Below are 18,665 nucleotides of genomic sequence, written 5' to 3' on the forward strand. Positions count from 1 at the left end.
ATGAAGGATGCAGTGGCATCTAGGCACGGCCGTTCTCGCCGTTGGTTTGCGCTTCGTCGAGGTCTCTCAGGTAAATAAACGTTTCCAGTCCCAGGGTGCGGCTCACTTCGCGCACGGCCGTTTGTAAAATGGTGTCGGCGTCGGCGGCGGCAAACACCCGCGCCGTCACCTCACGCAAACTCTGTTCACGCCGGGCGCGCTGCTGGGTTTGGTCAAACAGCCGCTGCGTCTGGCTGACCGAAGCGGCCAGACCGGTCAGGCTGCTAATCTGACGGATTTCGGCCTGAGTCAGCCGCAAAGGTTCCGCCGATAACCCTGCCACAAACCCAAACCATTGATCACCGGCCACCAGTGGAAAGAAGATGGCGCTTTTTGCGCCCAGCGCGTCGGCCAGCCGCTGCGCATCTGGTCCCACCTGTGGGTTGCCTGCCAGGAGCCGGAAAATCGTCGGTTCGTGGCGTTTGATATGCCGGAAACTGGGCAGTTCCGACAACATGTACGCCGTGCCAATGGCTCGCTGCGCCGATTTGCCGGCTTTATTCCAGGTGGCCGCCAGAGTCATCTGTTCCGGCGCCACCGTCGTCCAGGGTTTGTCGAAGAAGAGGAAACTCACCTGGTCCATCTCGTGCAGCGCCGTAGCGTCCACCAGGGCAGCCAACACCTCCTGAATGGATTGGGACTGCACCAGGCGTTCGCTGCCGGCGTACAGTTTTTCCATTTGCGCCTGGGCCAACTGCATCTCTTCAAACAACCGGGCGCGTTCCAGCGCGTCAGCCACCTCAGCGGAGATGGCGCTTACAATGTCCTGCTGCTCAGCGCTTAACGGTTCGCCCGCCGGATGGCGGGCGCTTAAAACGCCGATGGTCTCCCCGCGCACCAGCAATGGTACGGCAATACCGGCCGGGTCCCCAGGGCCATCTGGCGATAACTGGGGCATGTTTGGTGCCTTGCTGTCGCGGCGGGAAAGTAAATGGATGCGCCCATCGTCAAAGGCAAAGCCCTGGATCAGGCGCTGCGGCGCTGTAAGAAACTCAGACCAACCCTCGCGAGTCATGGTGCGCTGAAGCGCGTTCACCTGCGCCAGGCGTTCTTCAAGCTGAGTGGACAGGCGGCTTTGGGCTTTCGCCGCTTCCAGGCGGTCGGTGATGTCGTGCATGGTAATGCTAAAGTTTAAGGGCGCGTTTTCCTCGTCGTTATTGACAGAGATGATCGCTTCTACCGGGATGACGGCAGCGCTGAGGGTGCGCAGGTGAAGCTCGCCGGTCCACAAGCCGTTTTCCAAAGCCGTTGGCAAAGCTGTCTGGTGAATGATGGGGGCGTCTTCGGCGATGTAGAACTCGGCAGCGCTGAAGTTGTTGAAGGTATGGTCGGCTGGCAAACCTAACATGGCCAGGCCACTGGGGTTGGCATAGAGGACACGGCCGTCTAGCGCCGCAATGCTGATGAAATCTGGGTGGTTTTCGACAATATCAGCCAACGAATGAACTCGTTCTGTCAGCCGGAGGCTCTCTAATCGGGAAGCCAGAAGCGCGGCAATTTGCTGGATAAACTGTACATCGGCGTCTGTCCAGGTGTACAGCGGTCGGCGGCCCACCGTTAATGCGCCTATTGTCTGGCTGCCAGCCTTTAGCGGCAGCACCAGCAGGCTTTGCAGCCCATCCTGGGTTAAAGCGGCCGTATCCAGGTACGCGGTCAGGGGAATTTCATTGGGTAGGGAAATCACCCGGTTTTGCTGCACAGCCAGACCAACGGCCGTATTGCCCACCGGCAGTTTGTCGCCTATGTGCAGCGCCCCCGGCTGCCCGGCCAACGCCACCAACTCGCCGGCTTTGCCATCTTCGGTTAACAGGACAACAGCAGCCTGATCCGCCGCCGTCAGCGCCATGACCTGCTGCCCGGCGACCAAAAGCAAATCATCTGTTCTGGCAGCGGCGCTGAGCGCCAGACCCAGGGCGTTCAGCGATGATTCTTGCTGCGCCTGGCGTTCTGTATTGGCCAGCAGCGTTTGCAGTTCGCGGGAAGTCTCTTCACGGGCGCTGAACAAAGCCGCGTTTTCCAGAGCAACGGCCAACTGGCCGGCCAGCGCCTCAAACGCCGGCAGGCTGTCGGCGGAAAAGCCATACGGCCGGACACTCTGCAAATCCAAAACACCCAACACTTTGTTGGCGCTAATCAGCGGCACGGCCATTTCTGAACGTGTGTCTGGCAGCAGGGAGTTGGGGCGAAAGGCGGGGTCTTCGGCCGTGTTTGTCACCAACACGGCCCGTTTCTCCAACGCGGCCGTGCCATTGATGGACGAATTATTTATCGGCAAGAAATGCGCCTGACTCAGCAGCTGCTCGGCGGCGTGGCCGTGCGCCGCTTTTAGTTCCAATATCCCCCTGGTTTCATCTACCAGGTAGATTTGGACATAATACAAATCGAAATAGGATTGAATGATGTTCACCGCCCCAGACAGCAGGGCGTTGACGTTGCGAATAGCGGTAATACTGCGGCCAACTTCACCGGCCAGGGCCAGGTCTCGGGTGCGCTCGGCAACACGCTCTTCCAACACGACCTGGGCCTCTTGCAACGCCTTCTGGTTTTCCTGGAAACGCGCCTGAGCCATTTCCAGATTTTGCATGGTCAGGTATAGGATGGTGGCCAGGGCAAACAGGTTAGCAGCCGTTGCCGATGCATCAACCAGTGGATTACCCGGCGCTGGGATCAGCACCTGGGCGTAGAACTCCAGATAATATACCACCGCACTGGCCGCAATACTCAGGGCAGCGACTAAAATGCCGACCCGCTTGTTGATGGCTACGCCGGACAGAAGTACTATCACAAAATAGCTGGAGACGATAACGACCGAATACCCGGTGAGCAAAAAGCTGACGGCGGCAACCATCGTCCAAAAAATGGCGACGGTTAAAATGGCCACGGCACGAACGTGTCCACGCCGCATCACGGCAAACAAGGCCAGAGCAATCACCACCGCCGCCGCGTTGATCAGACTGGGCAGCCACTCGCCCAGGAAAAAAATGGTGACGATGGTGTTGAACAAGAGAAAGATCGCAAGGACCAGCAAGATGATGTTCAACAGTCTGGCGATGCGCGTTTTCTCTTCGTCCTCAGGATAGACTGGTGGCGCAAAGAGTTGTTTAAAGGTTTCTCCCATCAGTTCCTTCCTAGCTTACGCGGGCTGCGGTTCGTCTTCGGCTGCAAGCAGCGATTGGTGGCCGTTGGCGTCCGGGTCTTGCAGGTAAACGGAGGTCTGCAAACCCAATGTGCGGCCAATTTCGCGCACGGCCGTTTGCAAAATAGATTCAGCATCCAGGGTGGTATTGATGCTGCCGGAAATATCCCGCAGCATCTGCGCCCGCCGGGCCATCTTGCGCGACTCATCCAATAGACGGGCGTTGTCCAGGGCCACCGCCACATGGTTGGCAATGCCTAAAAGTAGCGTAATGTTGGCCGGCGTGTAAGCGTTGAGTTCATAACTTTGCACCGATAAGACGCCCAGCGTCTCCTGGCCGATGCGCAAGGGCACAAACAGCAGCGACGCCGAGGGCCGAGATTGGTTGCCAATCATGCGGCTGCTCTTTTGCGCCAGCAACAGGGCTTCAATCTCTTCGGCGGTACGGTTGATTAATAGAGCCTCGCCGCTTTCAATCACCTTGCCAATGTTGTTGGCCGGGTTGAAAAAGCCGGTCGGCTGCTGGTAAACACGGCCGTCATCATACACCAACGGATAGACAATCTTGCCAGTCGGCCGTTCGTACAAGGCCACATAAAAAGCGTCTACCGACATAATACGTCGAATCTGGTCATACACAGTCAGCAGCAGATCTTGTTGGGTAATTTGCCGCGAGACTATTTCCGCCACTTCGTTAATAACCGCCAATTCCTCGGCGCGGGCTTCTGTTTGCTCAAACAGACGGGCCTTTTCAATGGCCGTAGCCGCCTGCAAGACAATGGCTTCGGCCAGTTGTAACTGCTCCGTGGACAAACCATTGTCGCCGTCTAAAATATCTATGCCCAACGTGCCGGCAACCCGATCGGCGATAACGATCGGGATGACTGCCAGTCCCCAAATGCCCTGCGTCAACAATATTTCCTGAAAAGATTGGGTCAAGGACGAGGTGCGTGCATCCGGCACGTAGCAGGCATGGCGCGTCTGCACAACCTGCTCGGTCAGCAGATTACCGGCCAGGGGAATGCTTTGCCCCATGGCGCTGGGCGCATGGGCGGCGTCGTAATGCTCGGCAACAATGGTCAACTGGTCGGCGGCCTCGTTGAACAAGGCAATACGCGCCTGTCGGACGCGAACGGCCGTGGCCACCTCATTCACAACAATTTGCATACTCTCTTGCAGACTGGTGGCAGCCGACAGATTGGTAACGATATTGTTCAGGATAGCCAGCTCACGGCTGCGCCGTTGGGCTTCGGCCAGAGCTTGCCGGGTGGTGGCGCTGAGGCGTAGTTTTTCCAGATGTTGGCCCAGTTGTTGGGCCACGACAAACGCTATCCCCCGCGCCTCGGCCAGGTCATTCACATCTTCGGTAATCACCAATTCGCCAATCACCTCGCTGCCGATGCGTATGGGAAGGCGCAGCAAGGCGTCTTCTACGGCCGCAGCCGCTGCCCCATCCGCTGAATTTTCCGTACCTATCAGGCGCACGACACGCCGCTTGGTCCCCCAGGCATGGCCCAACTCCATGTCGGCCACTTGCAAAGCCACGGCCTCATCTTCTGTGCTGAGAATGCTTTCGTTGATGGCCCGAATTTGAGCTTCGCGTTGGCCGCGTTTTTCGGCTTCAGCGTAAAGCTGGGCGTTGCGCAGGGCGATGGCGACCTGGTTGGCAATGGATTGCAGCAGGTCCACATCTTCTTGCTGCAAACCGCCGGTCACATTGTGCTGCACGTCCAAAACGCCCAACACTTCCTGGCCGACTTGAATGGGCACGGCCGTTTCTGCTTTGGTGTCTGGCAGCAAGGGGTTTGGCAGCCAGTCGGCCGCCTGCGAGACATCTGGCACAAGCACGGGCGCGGCGCTGTTGGCGGCGCGCCCCACCAGCCCTTGTCCCCAGGCGATTTTGTGGCCTCTGGCCAGCATCTCGCGCCCGGCTTCACCGGTACCGCTGGCCATCAGCAAATACCGCTTGTGGTCGTCAACCAGATAAATGTGGGTGTGATAATAACCAAAAGCGGCATCAATCTGGGTCACCACTTCATGCACAAGCTGCGCCGGGTCCAAGATGGTCGTTAACTGGCGACTGATTTGGGTGCTGGTGAGCAGGGCATTGGTCCGGTCGGCGACACGCTGCTCCAATTCGGTGTATGATTCGCGCAGCAGGTTGGTCATCCCGGCAAAGGCGCGGGAAAGCTGGCCGATTTCGTCCTGGTTGTCCAACGGCGTGATTTCACGGAAATCGCGCTGGGTCACGCGGTGGGTTTGTTCAATGAGGGCGTCAACCGGCTGGGTGATGGTGCGTATGACCCACAGGCCAACGGCCGTGCCCACCACCGCCGCCAATATCGCTGTGCCGATCCAGATGAGGCGCAGCACATTCTGGGCCTGCACAGAATCGGCAATAGCCATGTCTACATCGGTTTGGATGTTGGTGCGGAATAGGGCCAGGTTTTCATCGAACCGGCGCTGTAATGAACTCATCTCGGTGTGGCGAATAACCTGCGCTCTGGACCAACGGCCGTCGGCGGCGACGGCCGTAATCTCTTCCACCAGGTCGGTTAGCTGCCCGCCCAATAATTGCAATGTTGCCACCGTCGCCTGGTCCCGTTCATTCAGGCCAGTCTGCCCGGCCAGGTTGGTCAGGCTGGTGTTAAAATCGGCCAGGGCGTTGGTCAGGTCTTGCTGCACCGCGCCGCCTGTCTGCCGGTTGAGCAGCATTTTATCCACAATGGCGGCTGCTTGCGCCCACGTTCTTTCTAACTGCGCCAGGTCATCAAACTGCTGTAACCCGCTCTCTGTCGCCGAAATTGTGCGCGTTACCGAACTGGCAAAAATCAGTCCCAGGCTGCTAGAAAACAGCACCAGTAAACCAATCAGCAAAAAAACCAGACCAATTCGTTGTCCCAGAGAAAGATTTCGTATCATAACCATTACCTGCGGTACGCGCCGCTGAAACTATTGAGCGCCGGGCGTTCCATCTTAATCCAAAAGACCAGACATTCGTCTGTAAGCGGTAATCCGTAATGTCGTTTCACGGCCACTGCATATTGTCACAACTACTCGTGCGGCAAAAACCCTGCCTGGTCGGTGTGAACTTTGTTTTAGCGGGTAATCATTGCCAGATCAACGGCGATGGCTTTGGGAATGACCCTGCCTTGCAAATGTTTGACAGCATTTTCCACACCCAAACGCCCCATTTCCGATGGCTGTTGGGCGATGGTCGCCGCCAATGAGCCGCTTTCCAGGGCGGCGACGGCATCATCTACGGCGTCGAAGCCCACAAAAATAATGTCGCCGGCGCGGCCAGCCTCTTCGGCAGCCAGAATAGCCCCCAGAATCATCTCGTCGTTATGAGCAAACACGCCATCAATATCGGGGTTGTCGGCTAAAATTTGGGCGAATACGGTTTGCCCCACCTCGCGGTTAAAATCGGCGACCTGGCGGGCAGCGACGGTAATGTTGGCGTATGCCGACATGGCCTGGTTAAAGCCGGCGCCGCGCTCTTTGGCCGCCGATGTGCCGACAATCCCTTCCAACTCCACCACGCTGCCTTGTTGGCCGATGGCTTCAGCCAGGTAGTCACCGGCCATCTTACCTCCGGAGAGGTTGTCGGAGGCGATGTGGCAGGTGACAACATCGGAGGCGATGCTGCGGTCCACGCTGAGGATGGCGATGCCGGCCGCGGCGGCGGCTTCGATTTGGGGGACAACGGCCGTACTGTCCACCGGTGTGATGATGATCGCGTTCACGCCCAGGTCTATCATCTCCTGAATCTGTTGGTTTTGGGTGGCAATGTCATTGACGGCGTCACGGGTGATCAATTCCACACCCAGGCGATTGGCGGCTTCGGCAGCGCCGTTTTGCAAATTTTGGAAGAACAGCGGACCTTCCGGGATCAGCAAGGCGATACGCGGGGTAACGGCCGTTTCTTCTGTTTGCGTTGAACCGCTGGCGGACGGTGTGGGCGTTGGCGCGGTGCAGCCAGCAAGGCTGACGCCTAATACAAATACCAGGCCATACAAGATGATGGTCCATAAATTTTTGTGAGACATCTTTTCTCCTCAGTCGAATGGTCCAGGGATTTGGGTGATTGTGGGATGGTTGCTACTTTGTTCAATTACCCAATTCTATCTGGTGACAGCTTGAGACTGAATGGTACTTTTGGTAAGCGCCAGCTTCTTGTTGTGTCTGCGCAAACTCGTGGATTTAGGGCTGCCAATACGTAGCAGCCGTAGGCCGAAGTCCGTTTCCCGTTATCCGATGACATTTTCTAAAGGTAGCGCCCTACGAATACGGATTACCGATAACGGATTATCGCTTACGGGCAGTAGGTTACAGATGTGCTGCATAGTACTCGCCCATAATAACATAGAGTAACCAACCGCGTGTGAAGAATGCGTGACTGTACTCTGGAAATGGGTGGGAAAATAGTACCCTTTATGGCCTGCCCGGGTGGGCAAAATGCCAGGCAAACAAAAAGACCTGAAGGGGTCTGCAAACCCTTCAGGTCTTTCTATTCCATTCCGGCGGCGGCAAACATTTTCTCCCCCGCCAGAATCGCTACTTTCAACCAGTTTTCTGGCGGTGGCAGCGGGCAGCTGTAGGCGGGCGAATACGCGCAGTAGGGGTTGTAAGCGTAATTGAAGTCTACCTCGAATGTCGTCTCAGAGAGCTGGTTAAGACCTGGTCGGTGATTATCCAGGTAACGGCCGGCGGCGTAGGTGGAACGGCCGTTGCTCTTATCCTTAAACGGCAGAAAAAAGTCATAACCATGCGGGTCGCTGTAGATCGTCAGCGCCGCCGCCTGGCCGGCTACCTGGAAGGCAAACGTCGCCCAGCGCCGGTACAGGCGCATCTCGCCGCTGCTGGTCTCCATCTGAACCAGTGGCTCTGTTTCCGCCAGGCGTGTCACCGTCACCGTAAACACAAAGGCCGGATCGGCGGCGAAATAGCTCAGCCCGACAAAATCGGCCAACTGCGCCGGCGACAGCGGCGATTGGGGATGTTGTCGCATAAAACGATCTACTTCCGCCCGGAAGTGGGTTAATTCACTCATATGGTTTTCGCTTTTCAGCCAAACTTTTCGGGTCTGGATGAAAAAAGGACACCCTTGTGGATGTCCTTGTATATCAGGCGGAGAGGGTGGGATTCGAACCCACGGTGACAATAAAGCCACAACGCTTTTCGAGAGCGCCCCGATCAACCGCTCCGGCACCTCTCCAATCAGACAGCAATTATCAATGAACCACGGCCAATTGTCAATTTTCTGTAGTAGTCAACAGCAATTCTCAATTTGCCATGGTGTGATAGTAGGGGCGGGACGGCGCGGACAGGTAACAGCCGCAGCGGATGGCATTTTCCCGCGCCGTCGCGCCCCTACCTGCTCAACTCATTTGAAACACACCCATTGAGAGGGTGCGTTTCATTTCAGTTATGCTTTGTTTACATTGCTGCACACAAAAAAAACCCGGCAGGGCCGGGCCAGGAGCATCTGAAACGAGGCGGTTTTGTTAATTACCGGCGGAAATCGCCGCGTTGTTGACGGTGAAGGATGAGCGAGTTAGGAGTTCACCATTGACCCAGACATCCAATGAATATTCGCCTGGTTGGAAGCCTTCTTCTGGGTTCAGATAAACGTACCCAGGGCCATCGGCCCCATATTCCCACAATTCGTTGCCGCCTTCCAGGACACGGCCGTTGTGCCGCCAAACCCACGCCCAGGCCATGCCATCGGCCATTTGATCATAGGCAAAGGTGGCGTAAAGCGTATAGTAACCCTCAGCAAAAATGCGCCCTGGGTTTAAAGCTTCATATTGGTCGTTGATTTCAGTGGAAAAAGAGAGGGGGCTGAGTTCTGTCGTATCTTTCAAAGCAACAGTGGGATCATACTTGTTGAACTCTGGGGGTAGTATTGGTCTGGTTGAAGTTGTCACCAGAGACGCTGTTTGCACGGTCTCCAATGTTTGCATCAGATCGGCTGATTTCGCTAATGCAGGGCTGGCTTGAACCAATTGAACGATATCTTCGTGGGGCGGTTTGTCATTGACCAGTATGGCGACCCGGTTCACGTTGTCGTCGGGGCTTCGCCAGGCGTAGGCAGAAACAGCCGCCGCCGCCAACAGCAGCACCAGGCTGCTGGAAAGATACGTTTGCAGCCGTTTTTCGGCCTGACGGCGCATGAAGAAATAGGGAGACTGCTTCATGTCGCGCCAGGATTTTACGGCTACGCTGAAGGTAAACAATATAAGAAGCAGCAGTGTACCCAATATCCAGGGTATGATAGTTTCAGTGAAAACCACAGATTATCCTGCTCATCCTCTTCCCGATGTGGTAACTATCGGTCACGGCAATACCCATTACAAAGTATTGAGCCGCTTGATTTTTATGGACCGTTTATGCGTCACAAACAACCATGAAGCTGTCATAGTTACCCGAAATTCTTGAAACATTATAAATAATCGTTGGTTTTGAGGCAACTCTCCGTAGGGGCTTCGTAGGCTTCACCACCGGTGGGCAGCAAAAATGCCACCAATTTGACTCCAATTTTGCCCATTTTTAATGAATGCTTCAACCGGTTAGAGCGATGGATAAACGGCCGTTTGAAGCAGGCGTCGGGTTGGAATGTAGCGACAAAGCGGGAATACGCATATTATTGTGACGGCCGTTTACCCGGCAACATGAGCATAGAGTTAAGAATGATGATCACAATGCCCACAACAACACCTTCACCCATGATTCAAATTCAAGGGTTGGTCAAACAATATGGCGTGAATATGGTTTTGCGCGGCGTAGATTTACAGGTTGCCCAGGGAGAGTTTGTCACCCTGGTTGGCTCCAATGGCGCCGGCAAATCTACCCTGATGAAGATTGTGGCGACCCTCTTGCAGCCCACGTCCGGCCAGGTGGAGATTGGCCGCTGGCGGCTGCCGGCTTTTGCGGCTAACGTGCGGCAGCATATTGGCCTGGTTTCGCACCAATCACTGTTGTATGGCGATCTGACCGCCGCCGAGAATCTCGCTTTTTTTGCCCGGCTGTACCGGCTGGACAACGCCGACGCGCGCGTGATGGCCGCGCTGAAAAAGGTGGGCTTGTTTGCCCGGCAGCGTGACCCGGTAAGTACTTTTTCGCGGGGCATGGTACAGCGTTTGACCATCGCCCGCGCCACGCTGCACGAACCGGATGTGCTGCTGTTGGACGAGCCGTATACCGGGCTGGATCAGGACGCCAGTCAACTGCTGGATGACCTACTGCGCCAGGAACATGGCAACGGCCGTACCATTCTCATGATCACCCACGACCTGGCACATGGCCTGAACCTGTGCGACCGCACGGCCATTCTCAACCGGGGCAAAATTGTGCAAGAAATCGCCAGCCAGGACGTGACGGCGGCGGAATTTCTGGACCTTTACACCCATTACACACGCAAACAGAAGGCAAAAGACACCACGTCATGAACGAACAAACTGCGGCAGCACGGCCGTCTGAATCAGAAACCAGGCTGTTTTTTACGGCCGTATGGGCCATTGTCTGGAAAGACCTGCGCATCGAGCGCCACACCCGGCAGACCATCAGCGTCATGGCGATGTTTTCCGTCGTCACCGTCGTCATGTTTAATTTTGCCCTGGAGGCCAACATGGATGCGGCGCGCAATGTGTCTACCGGGCTGCTGTGGGCCACCATTTTGCTGGCCGGCACGCTGGGGCTGAACCGCTCCCTGGCGATTGAACGAGAAAACCAGACGATGGACGCCATGTTGATGGCGCCCATCCACCGCAACGCCATCTACTTGGGCAAAGTCATCAGCATCACCTTGTTTACCCTGGCCCTGGAAGCCATCCTGGTGCTGCTGTTTATCATCTTTTTTGATAAGCCGTTGTGGCGGCCAATGGTTTTGTTGGTGCTGGTTTTGGGAACGATTGGCTATGTCGCCGCCGGCGTCATCGTCACTTCGATGACGATTCAGAGCCGCAGCCGGGAAGTTTTGCTGCCGGTGCTGCTGCTGCCATTGTCTTTGCCCCTGGTGCTGCCCGCGGCAACGGCCGTTGCCATGTACATGTTTCCGCAGCCCCCCACGTGGGGCGAAGTCCAGAGCGCCGTCTACATTGTCATCATTTATGATCTGCTTATGGTAACGGCCGGTTTTTTGACGTACCATTTTGTTGTAGAATCATAAGCGCAGGTTAGTTGATAGTTGATAGTTGGTAGTTGGTAGTTGGCGGTTGGTTAAGTTGGGTAGCAGACCAACAAATCCGCCAACTGATTACATACCCCCATTGGAGGAAACGGATGACATCAATCACTTCCGCACGTTTGGATAAAAGCATTCGCATTGCCAATTGGGCGGCGGCGATTGCCATTATGGTCTCCCTATTGGTCATTTTCTTTTACGCTCCGGTGGAAAGAACAATGGGCAACGTCCAGCGCATCTTCTATTTTCACGTTGGCTCGGCCTGGGTTGGCGCGGTGGCTCTCTTTGTCGCCCTTATCTCCGGCATGTTGTACCTGCGCCAAAACGACCGCAAATGGGACACCGTTAGTCTGGCCTCGGTCGAGATCGGTCTGGTCTTTCTAACCATGGCCACCGTCGCCGGTTCGGTGTGGGGCAAACCGGCCTGGAATACCTGGTGGCTGTGGAGTCCCCGCCTCACCCTCATCACCATCGCCTGGCTGACTTATGCCGCTTACTTCATGCTGCGCGGCGCCATTGAAGACGAAGAACGACGCGCCCGATTTGCCGCCGTTTACGTCATCGTCGCTTTTGTCACCATCATCATGGCCTACATCAGTGTACGTATCCTGCGCGACATCCACCCAGTGGTCATCGGCAGCACGCTGGAATCGGCGCAGGGCGCGTCCGAGGGCCTGCAAGAGTTTTCCGGCCTGGATTCGGCCAAAATGGGCATCACCTTGCTGATCAGCACCAGCGCCTTTTCATTATTATATGTCGCCTGGCTGCTCAATCGGATCCGCCTGCAACAATTAGCCGATGCCGTGAAAAATCTGAAAATCCAGGTGACCGCCCACCTGCAAGGAGAACACGCTTCATGACCGCCCTCGTTTTGTTGACCGTCTTTCTGGAAACGGCCGATGTGCCCAACCGCTTCAACAATTATCTCGTCCTCGGCTACTTTGCCATGTGGCTCATTGCCGTCGTCTACATTGCCAGCCTGACCATTCGCCAACGGAATTTAAAGCAAGACCTGCAATTAATGGGGCAAATTTTACAAGAGGAAGAGAAGTAGCCTCATCACACTTCCCGGTTTGAGTGAACTGCTGATCGCTGGTTGGTGTAAGATAACGGCCGTCCCCATCATCTAAACAGCAAAATAGCTTCACTCAAGGCAAGATATATCTATGCAAAAATCCATCTCTTTACCAGGGCGACTGCGCACCCTGTCCACCGGCCAATGGCTGCTGCTGGTTTCCATTTTCCTCGTTGTGTTGTTTCTGATCGTGGGCACAGTCACCCAATCGTCCACAACCAATGAGTTTTCCTTGGGGATTCAGCGGCAGCCCTTTGTTGTGCTGGCCGTTCTCGCCTTTTTGGCTGGTCTGCTCAGCTTTGTATCACCCTGTACGCTGCCAGTTCTGACCGCTTATTTCGCCTTTGCTTTCCAAAGCGAACGCCAACGCATTGCCACCAATACTCTGGCTTTTATGTTGGGTCTGGCTACCACATTCAGCATCTTGGGGGCGGTCGGTTTTGTCGTTGGCCGGATTTTGCTGCAAAACCAACAACTGCTCCTGCTGGTGGGCGGCTCGGTGATTCTGATGTTTGGCGTGATGAGCCTGTTGGGCATGGGTTTTGGTGGCGTCGCCCAGGGGAGCGGGCAGCAGTTTGGCGCCAGCGTGGGCGGCTCTTATCTGTTTGGGCTGACTTTTGCCGTAGGCTGGTCGAGCTGCGTGGGTCCCATTTTGGGTTCGGTTTTAACCCTGGCGGCGCAAACAGCCTCGGTGTGGCACGGCATGATGCTGCTTTTCATTTACACCATTGGCCTGGGGCTGCCACTGCTGATCGTTTCTACCTTTTTTGGGCGTATGAGCCGTCAGAGTTTGTTTTGGCGGGCGTTGAAGGGCAAAGGTTGGGACTGGGATACGCATGTCTTTGTGGTGGCCCTGGTATGGGCATTGGCTGTCTGGCGCATTCTGGTGGCGGCTTTTGTATACGCACAGCGGCGTTTCGCGTTTATGAGCGGCCTGGAGCCTTCGTTAGGCGTGGAACTTGGCCTGCTGGCGCTGGCGATAGTGGGGGCGGCGTTGTGGGTGCTTACCAGCTCCGCCGAAAGGCGCACGGTGGTACACCTGCATACGACGCAGCTTGTTAGTGGGGCGTTGTTTATTTTGATGGGTCTGTTGATGTTGGAGGCGCAGTTGGCCTATTTTAACAACATCATTCCGCCGGGATTGGCTGAGTGGCTGGCGGTGCAGGAAGAGCGGCTGATCACGCTGTTTACGCGATGACCAACGGAACGGATTCTCCGGCGGCGGGAACAAACCCTGACGGCCGTTCCCCTTTCCTCATTTGGGGCGGCCTATTTCTCCTGGGACTGGCTTTTACCCTCTTGTTGTTTGGCAGCAATTTGCTGGGCAATGATGAGGCGGCGGTTGGCGGGGATACGGCCGTTCTCTCCCAGTTACCCGCCCCTCCAGGCACAGCCAGGGTGGCCCAACTACCGGCCGGTGGCAGCAAATTCGTGGCCGTTGGCGACACCGCCACCAACTTCTACCTGCCCGACCTGACCGGCGAGATCGTGGATTTAGAGAGTTTTCGCGGCCGGCCGGTCATCGTCAATTTTTGGGCCACCTGGTGCGCCCCCTGCCGGCTGGAAATGCCTGCCCTGGAAGCCGCCTACCAGGCCCACCAGGCAGACGATCTGGTGATTCTGGCCGTCAACAGCCAGGAAACGCACCAGGACGTGACCGATTTTTTTGCTGAATTGGGGTTAACCTTCACGCCGCTGCTGGATTACGACGGGCAAATTTCCCGCCTCTACAGCGTGTTTAATTTTCCTTCGACTTATTTTATTGATGAGGCAGGACGGGTAACGGCCGTACATCGTGGTCTGCTCTCCGCCGAACAAATCGAAACCTATCTGGCGGCCATCATCAATAAACCCAACTAAAACAGGCCCTTTGGGGGAGTGTTCAGTATTCAGTGTTCAGTGGGCGCTGCCACTGAACACTGAATACTGAATACTGACTATAGGCCAGGAAAAAATTATGGCATCTTCTCCACCCAAACAACCGGTTACCGGCCGACAGCGCAGCCTGGTTATCGGCATAGACAAGCTGATCTACCATTTCAGCCGCCATTGGTTGGCCGTGTTTAACATCGCCATCGCCCTCTACGTCGGGCTGCCCATGCTGGCCCCCGCCCTCATGAAAGCGGGTCTCGAACGGCCGGCCAACGTCATCTACACTATCTACAGCCCCATGTGCCACCAGATGGCCTCCCGTTCATTCTTTCTGTTTGGCGAGCAGTGGGCCTATCCGCGCGCCCTCGCCGAGAGCAGCTTAACGCCCATCGAAGCCTACATGCCCACACTGCCCGAATTTGCCGGGGCTTCTGCCGATCCGGCCGAATGGACGACGTTTTTGCTTGCGGCGCGCCGCTTTGTAGGCAACGAGCAGATGGGCTACAAAATGGCCTTATGTGAACGCGACATCGCCATCTATTCCTTTGTTTTGATTGGCGGATTGTTTTATGGGCTGCTGCGCAAGCGGTTCACCATCAAACCACTGCCTCTCTGGGCCTTCATCATTTTGGGCATGGGGCCGATTGCCCTGGATGGCTTTAGCCAGCTTTTCAGCCAGTATGGCGCAGCCAGCCCAGCCCTGAGCTTTTTCAACGTCATCTTCCCTCTACGCGAAAGCCCGCCCTTTTTACGCAGCCTGACAGGGGCCATCTTTGGCTTCGCGCTGGTGTGGCTGGCTTATCCCCACGTGGACGCCGGCATGAAAACCACCGCCGCCGACCTGGAAGCCAAACTCATTCGCATTGGCGAAATAAAATCGGCGGAATAGCGGTGGGCGGTGGGTAAGGGATCGTTACCCCCGCTGGCCGCCGCCCGCCACGTCATGTCGGCGAAATACTAGTGTCGCGTTATGCCCGCCTAAGCCAAATGTATTTGACATAACAGTGCGCAAATCAGACTTGCGGGCATGGTTGGGCACAACATCCAGGTCGCAGTCTGGGTCAGGGGTTTCGTAGTTGATGGTGGGCGGAATGACGCCCGCTTGCATGGCCCGCAGGCAAAGGATGGCCTCCAGCGCGCCAGTGGCCCCCAACAAATGGCCGTGCATGGATTTGGTGGAGCTGACCGGTACGTTGTAGGCCATATCGCCAAAGACTTGCTTGATGGCCGCTGTTTCACTTTTGTCATTGAGCGGGGTGCTGGTTCCGTGGGCGTTGATGTAGTGGATGTCAGACGGCCGTAGCCCTGCATCTGCCAGGGCCAACTGCATCGCCCGCGCAGCGCCTGCGCCATCTTCAGCCGGCATGGAGATGTGGTAAGCGTCGGCTGTGCTGCCATAGCCGCTCAATTCGCCATAAATGGCTGCCTGCCGCGCCAGGGCGTGGTCCAGCGCCTCCAGCACCAGCACCGCCGCCCCTTCACTGACGACAAAGCCATCCCGCTCTTGGTCAAACGGCCGTGACGCCTGCTGTGGCGCATTGTTGCGGGTGGAGATAGCCCCCATCACGCCAAACCCGGCCATCGCCAATGGCAAAATGCACGCTTCCGCGCCCCCGGCCACCATCACATCGGCCAGACCAAATTGTATCTGGCGCGCCGCTTCGCCCAGGGCATTGTTGCCGCTGGCGCAGGCGGTAAACAGCGCCAGATTCGGCCCACACAGGCCAAATTCAATGGAGATCAGGGCCGCCGGTGTGTCGGCCAGCATCATCGGCACAAAAAAGGGGCTTACCCGGCCGGCGCCGCGCTCCTGCAATACGGCCTGGCTTTCGATGATGGGCTGCATAATGCCCATGCCGCTGCCGATCATCACCCCAATGCGGTGACGATTGGTCTCGGTTACTGCTAGTTGGGCGTCGGCGATGGCCTGGCCGGCGGCGGCCAGAGCCAACTGGGTCACGCGGTCCATGCGCCGCGCCTCTTTGCGCCCAAACAGGGCGGCCGCGTCGAACCCTTTCACCTCCCCGGCAAATCGGGTCTTAAACTCAGCCGCATCAAACTGAGTAATTGGGCCGATTCCGCTACGGCCGTCCACGACCTGCCGCCAGGTTGTGTCTACATCATGCCCCAACGGGTTAAACGTCCCCATCCCGGTGATGACCACCCGTCGTTTCTGTTCATTCATACCCCATCTCCGTGTGGCAGTTTTAGGCTGTTGACCATTGGCTGCTCACCCACCTCGCCTCATTTATAACCCGTGGAACTAAGCGAAGATGCGAAAAAGCCGCCGATGGTGACACCGGCGGCTTATGTGTACCAGAGAAGAACCCTGAGGGTTTCTGAAAACCCTCAGGGTCTAAGCGCACGTTTATTCGATGGACAAAACAAACTTGCCCGCACCCGATTTCAGGAAATCGCTGACGCGAATAATGTACAAGCCTGCTTCCGTAAACTCAAAGCTCAATTCCTCGCCTTCAGCGGTGATATTGGCGTCGGCTTCGGCCAACACATTGTCATCAAAGTCCAGGAATTGCAGGACCAGGTCTATGTTGTCATCAGTTTTGGCCGTCAGGACAATGGTTTCGCCGGCTTCGGCGGCAATGAAGTATTCGATGAAGCTGTCGGGGCCAAAACGGCCGATCACCAGATCGCCCACCGCCAGCTCAAAAATTACCAGATCAGAGCCAACCAGGGTAATGTCGTAGCTGCCGGTGCTGCCTTCATAGCCAATCACGCGGAAGTAGTAGTTGCCATCTTCAGGCACGTTGAAGATCAGTTCTTCAAAGCCGGTGGTGGCGTCCACTTCCTCAATGGGTTCGTCGGAATCATCTTTAAAAATCTGGAGAACCACGTCAAATTCCAACTCAACCGGGTCTACCTGAGCGATGACCATGTCGCCTTCCAGGGCGAAGAAGGGGAATTCGTGGAATTCTTCAGCGTCATCCAATGAGCCGAAGGCGAAAATGAAGCTGGCCGGTTGGCTGAGGTAAGATTCCTCAACCAGCAGTTCAAAATCACCCGACGAACCATCGTAACTGGTGATGGAAATGGTGTAAACGCCATCGGCGGGGATGGGCAGAATGCGGATGTATTCGGTGTCGAAGGATTCATCGCGCGGCGCATCGAGCAGGGAACGGCCGTTTTCATCCAACACATCCACCACCACGTCAAAATCGTCGCTGGATGGAATCACTGTGATGTCCACAAAATCGCCGGACAACGCTTCAAACGTCCACAAGGAAGCGGTGGAGCCGTCGCTAGACCCAACCATAAACTCGCTGTACACCACCGTTCCGCTCAGTTCACTGGCGGCCGGGCCTGTGCCCGATTCCAACAGCGTCAGGCTATAGTCGCCCATCGCGCCGCCATACCCAGAGATGACAATGGTAAATGTGCCATTGCCCGGCAGCAGCAAGTTGGTGATTTCTTCCGTGCCAAAGGAATCGTCTATCGGAAAGTCTAAAATAGAAGCGCCGGTTTCGTCCAGAATGTCTACCACCAGGTCCAGGTCGCCCTGCGGTTCCACGATCAGGTCAATGCTTTCCCCTTCCAGGCCAATAAAGTCCCAGGCCGATGGGCCGGCTTCGGTAATTGCGCCGTCTACGCTGTCGCCATAGAACAAAAAGCCTTCGGATATGCTGCTGCTTACTACTTCGGTGGGTTCGCTTAACACAATGCTCTGGCCCATAGCCGCAAAAATGGGCAGGTATTCGGCAGCATCGGCCGCCGGGGCGGCGGCAATCATGGCCGCGCCGTAATCACCGGCAACGATGATAAGGACGTAGGCGGTAATCCGTGTGCCGTCTTCGGCGTCAGCTTCCAGAACGATATAAGCGCCGGGGAAGTCGTTGACAGTGACGGCCGTTGGTCCCTCCAATGTTTCAAGATTTGCACCGAGATCAAATTCGGTGAGCATTTCATCTATCAATTCCAGCGGGTCGTCACTGGGGAACTCGTCGGCAGGGCCGTTCAGCACCAGGACAGACGCCCCTTTCGCGCCAATGTCGTCGGCAAACAACATCTCTTCGGTGGGCGCAAAGGCGATAAAACCAGGGAAACCACCCTCAAGCCAGCCTTCTGGGTAGCCAACGCTCAGGCCGGATTCCTCGCTAAAGTACTCTTGCAGTTCCACAGCGGGAACGGCCGTTGCCGTTGGCGCGGCGGTAGCTGTCGGCGCCGGCGTTTGTGTCGGCGGAACCGGCGTATTGATCGGCGGGACTTCGGTGCTGGTTGGCAGCGGCGCCGGCGTGGGCGTCGGCTCTTCGCCGCCACAAGCCGCCAAAACCAGCAGCAAAACGAGAACGGCCGTTAACACGACCATCAAACGGGAACGATAACCTCTCATTGCTAAACCTCCT

General features: G+C 56.4%; 14 protein-coding genes and 1 tRNA gene. 7 read left to right on the plus strand and 8 right to left on the minus strand.

Annotated features, from left to right (window positions below; genetic code table 11):
• Positions 1–19: 19 nt before the first annotated feature.
• From IPM39_15665 to IPM39_15690, 6 genes are all read right to left on the minus strand, one after another.
• A complete protein-coding gene (locus IPM39_15665) occupies positions 20–3,157 on the minus strand; it encodes a GAF domain-containing protein (GenBank protein ID MBK8987490.1) in 3,138 nt (1,045 codons plus the stop codon).
• Between the two features lie 15 nt (positions 3,158–3,172).
• A complete protein-coding gene (locus IPM39_15670; GenBank protein MBK8987491.1) occupies positions 3,173–6,097 on the minus strand; it encodes a GAF domain-containing protein in 2,925 nt (974 codons plus the stop codon).
• A 176-nt stretch (positions 6,098–6,273) separates the two neighbouring features.
• A complete protein-coding gene (locus IPM39_15675) occupies positions 6,274–7,224 on the minus strand; it encodes a substrate-binding domain-containing protein (GenBank protein ID MBK8987492.1) in 951 nt (316 codons plus the stop codon).
• Between the two features lie 461 nt (positions 7,225–7,685).
• Positions 7,686–8,228, minus strand: coding sequence for a DUF1684 domain-containing protein (locus IPM39_15680; protein MBK8987493.1), 543 nt, complete (start codon positions 8,226–8,228; stop codon positions 7,686–7,688).
• A gap of 78 nt (positions 8,229–8,306) precedes the next feature.
• Positions 8,307–8,393 (minus strand) — tRNA-Ser (locus tag IPM39_15685).
• A gap of 289 nt (positions 8,394–8,682) precedes the next feature.
• The gene (locus IPM39_15690; protein ID MBK8987494.1) at positions 8,683–9,471 is read right to left on the minus strand and encodes a hypothetical protein; all 789 of its coding nucleotides are present in this window, start codon (positions 9,469–9,471) and stop codon (positions 8,683–8,685) included.
• Between the two features lie 408 nt (positions 9,472–9,879).
• Between IPM39_15690 and ccmA the strand changes: the two genes are divergently transcribed.
• From ccmA to IPM39_15725, 7 genes are all read left to right on the plus strand, one after another.
• On the plus strand, positions 9,880–10,626 hold the full coding sequence (gene ccmA / locus IPM39_15695; GenBank protein MBK8987495.1) for a heme ABC exporter ATP-binding protein CcmA: 747 nt from the start codon (positions 9,880–9,882) through the stop codon (positions 10,624–10,626).
• Positions 10,623–11,345: a heme exporter protein CcmB gene (locus IPM39_15700; GenBank protein ID MBK8987496.1), complete on the plus strand. Its 723-nt coding sequence runs from the start codon at positions 10,623–10,625 to the stop codon at positions 11,343–11,345. The genes ccmA and IPM39_15700 overlap by 4 nt, the downstream gene beginning before the upstream one ends.
• Before the next feature lie 113 nt (positions 11,346–11,458).
• Positions 11,459–12,220, plus strand: coding sequence for a cytochrome c biogenesis protein CcsA (gene ccsA / locus IPM39_15705; protein ID MBK8987497.1), 762 nt, complete (start codon positions 11,459–11,461; stop codon positions 12,218–12,220).
• Positions 12,217–12,414: a hypothetical protein gene (locus tag IPM39_15710; GenBank protein MBK8987498.1), complete on the plus strand. Its 198-nt coding sequence runs from the start codon at positions 12,217–12,219 to the stop codon at positions 12,412–12,414. Before ccsA ends, IPM39_15710 begins: the two co-directional genes overlap by 4 nt.
• A gap of 112 nt (positions 12,415–12,526) precedes the next feature.
• A complete protein-coding gene (locus IPM39_15715) occupies positions 12,527–13,633 on the plus strand; it encodes a cytochrome c biogenesis protein CcdA (protein ID MBK8987499.1) in 1,107 nt (368 codons plus the stop codon).
• Positions 13,630–14,295 carry a TlpA family protein disulfide reductase gene (locus IPM39_15720; protein MBK8987500.1) on the plus strand — a complete coding sequence of 222 codons (666 nt, stop codon included), beginning with the start codon at positions 13,630–13,632 and terminating at the stop codon, positions 14,293–14,295. Before IPM39_15715 ends, IPM39_15720 begins: the two co-directional genes overlap by 4 nt.
• Positions 14,296–14,392: 97 nt before the next feature.
• Complete coding sequence (locus IPM39_15725) at positions 14,393–15,196, plus strand: DUF2085 domain-containing protein (protein ID MBK8987501.1); 804 nt, start codon at positions 14,393–14,395, stop codon at positions 15,194–15,196.
• 24 nt (positions 15,197–15,220) lie between these two features.
• Here IPM39_15725 and fabF read toward each other — a convergent pair whose 3' ends face one another.
• The gene (fabF, locus tag IPM39_15730) at positions 15,221–16,492 is read right to left on the minus strand and encodes a beta-ketoacyl-ACP synthase II (protein ID MBK8987502.1); all 1,272 of its coding nucleotides are present in this window, start codon (positions 16,490–16,492) and stop codon (positions 15,221–15,223) included.
• Positions 16,493–16,675: 183 nt separating this feature from the next.
• The gene (locus IPM39_15735) at positions 16,676–18,652 is read right to left on the minus strand and encodes a hypothetical protein (GenBank protein MBK8987503.1); all 1,977 of its coding nucleotides are present in this window, start codon (positions 18,650–18,652) and stop codon (positions 16,676–16,678) included.
• Positions 18,653–18,665 lie beyond the last annotated feature (13 nt).

Source organism: Candidatus Leptovillus gracilis, assembly GCA_016716065.1.
Classification (GTDB): domain Bacteria; phylum Chloroflexota; class Anaerolineae; order Promineifilales; family Promineifilaceae; genus Leptovillus; species Leptovillus gracilis.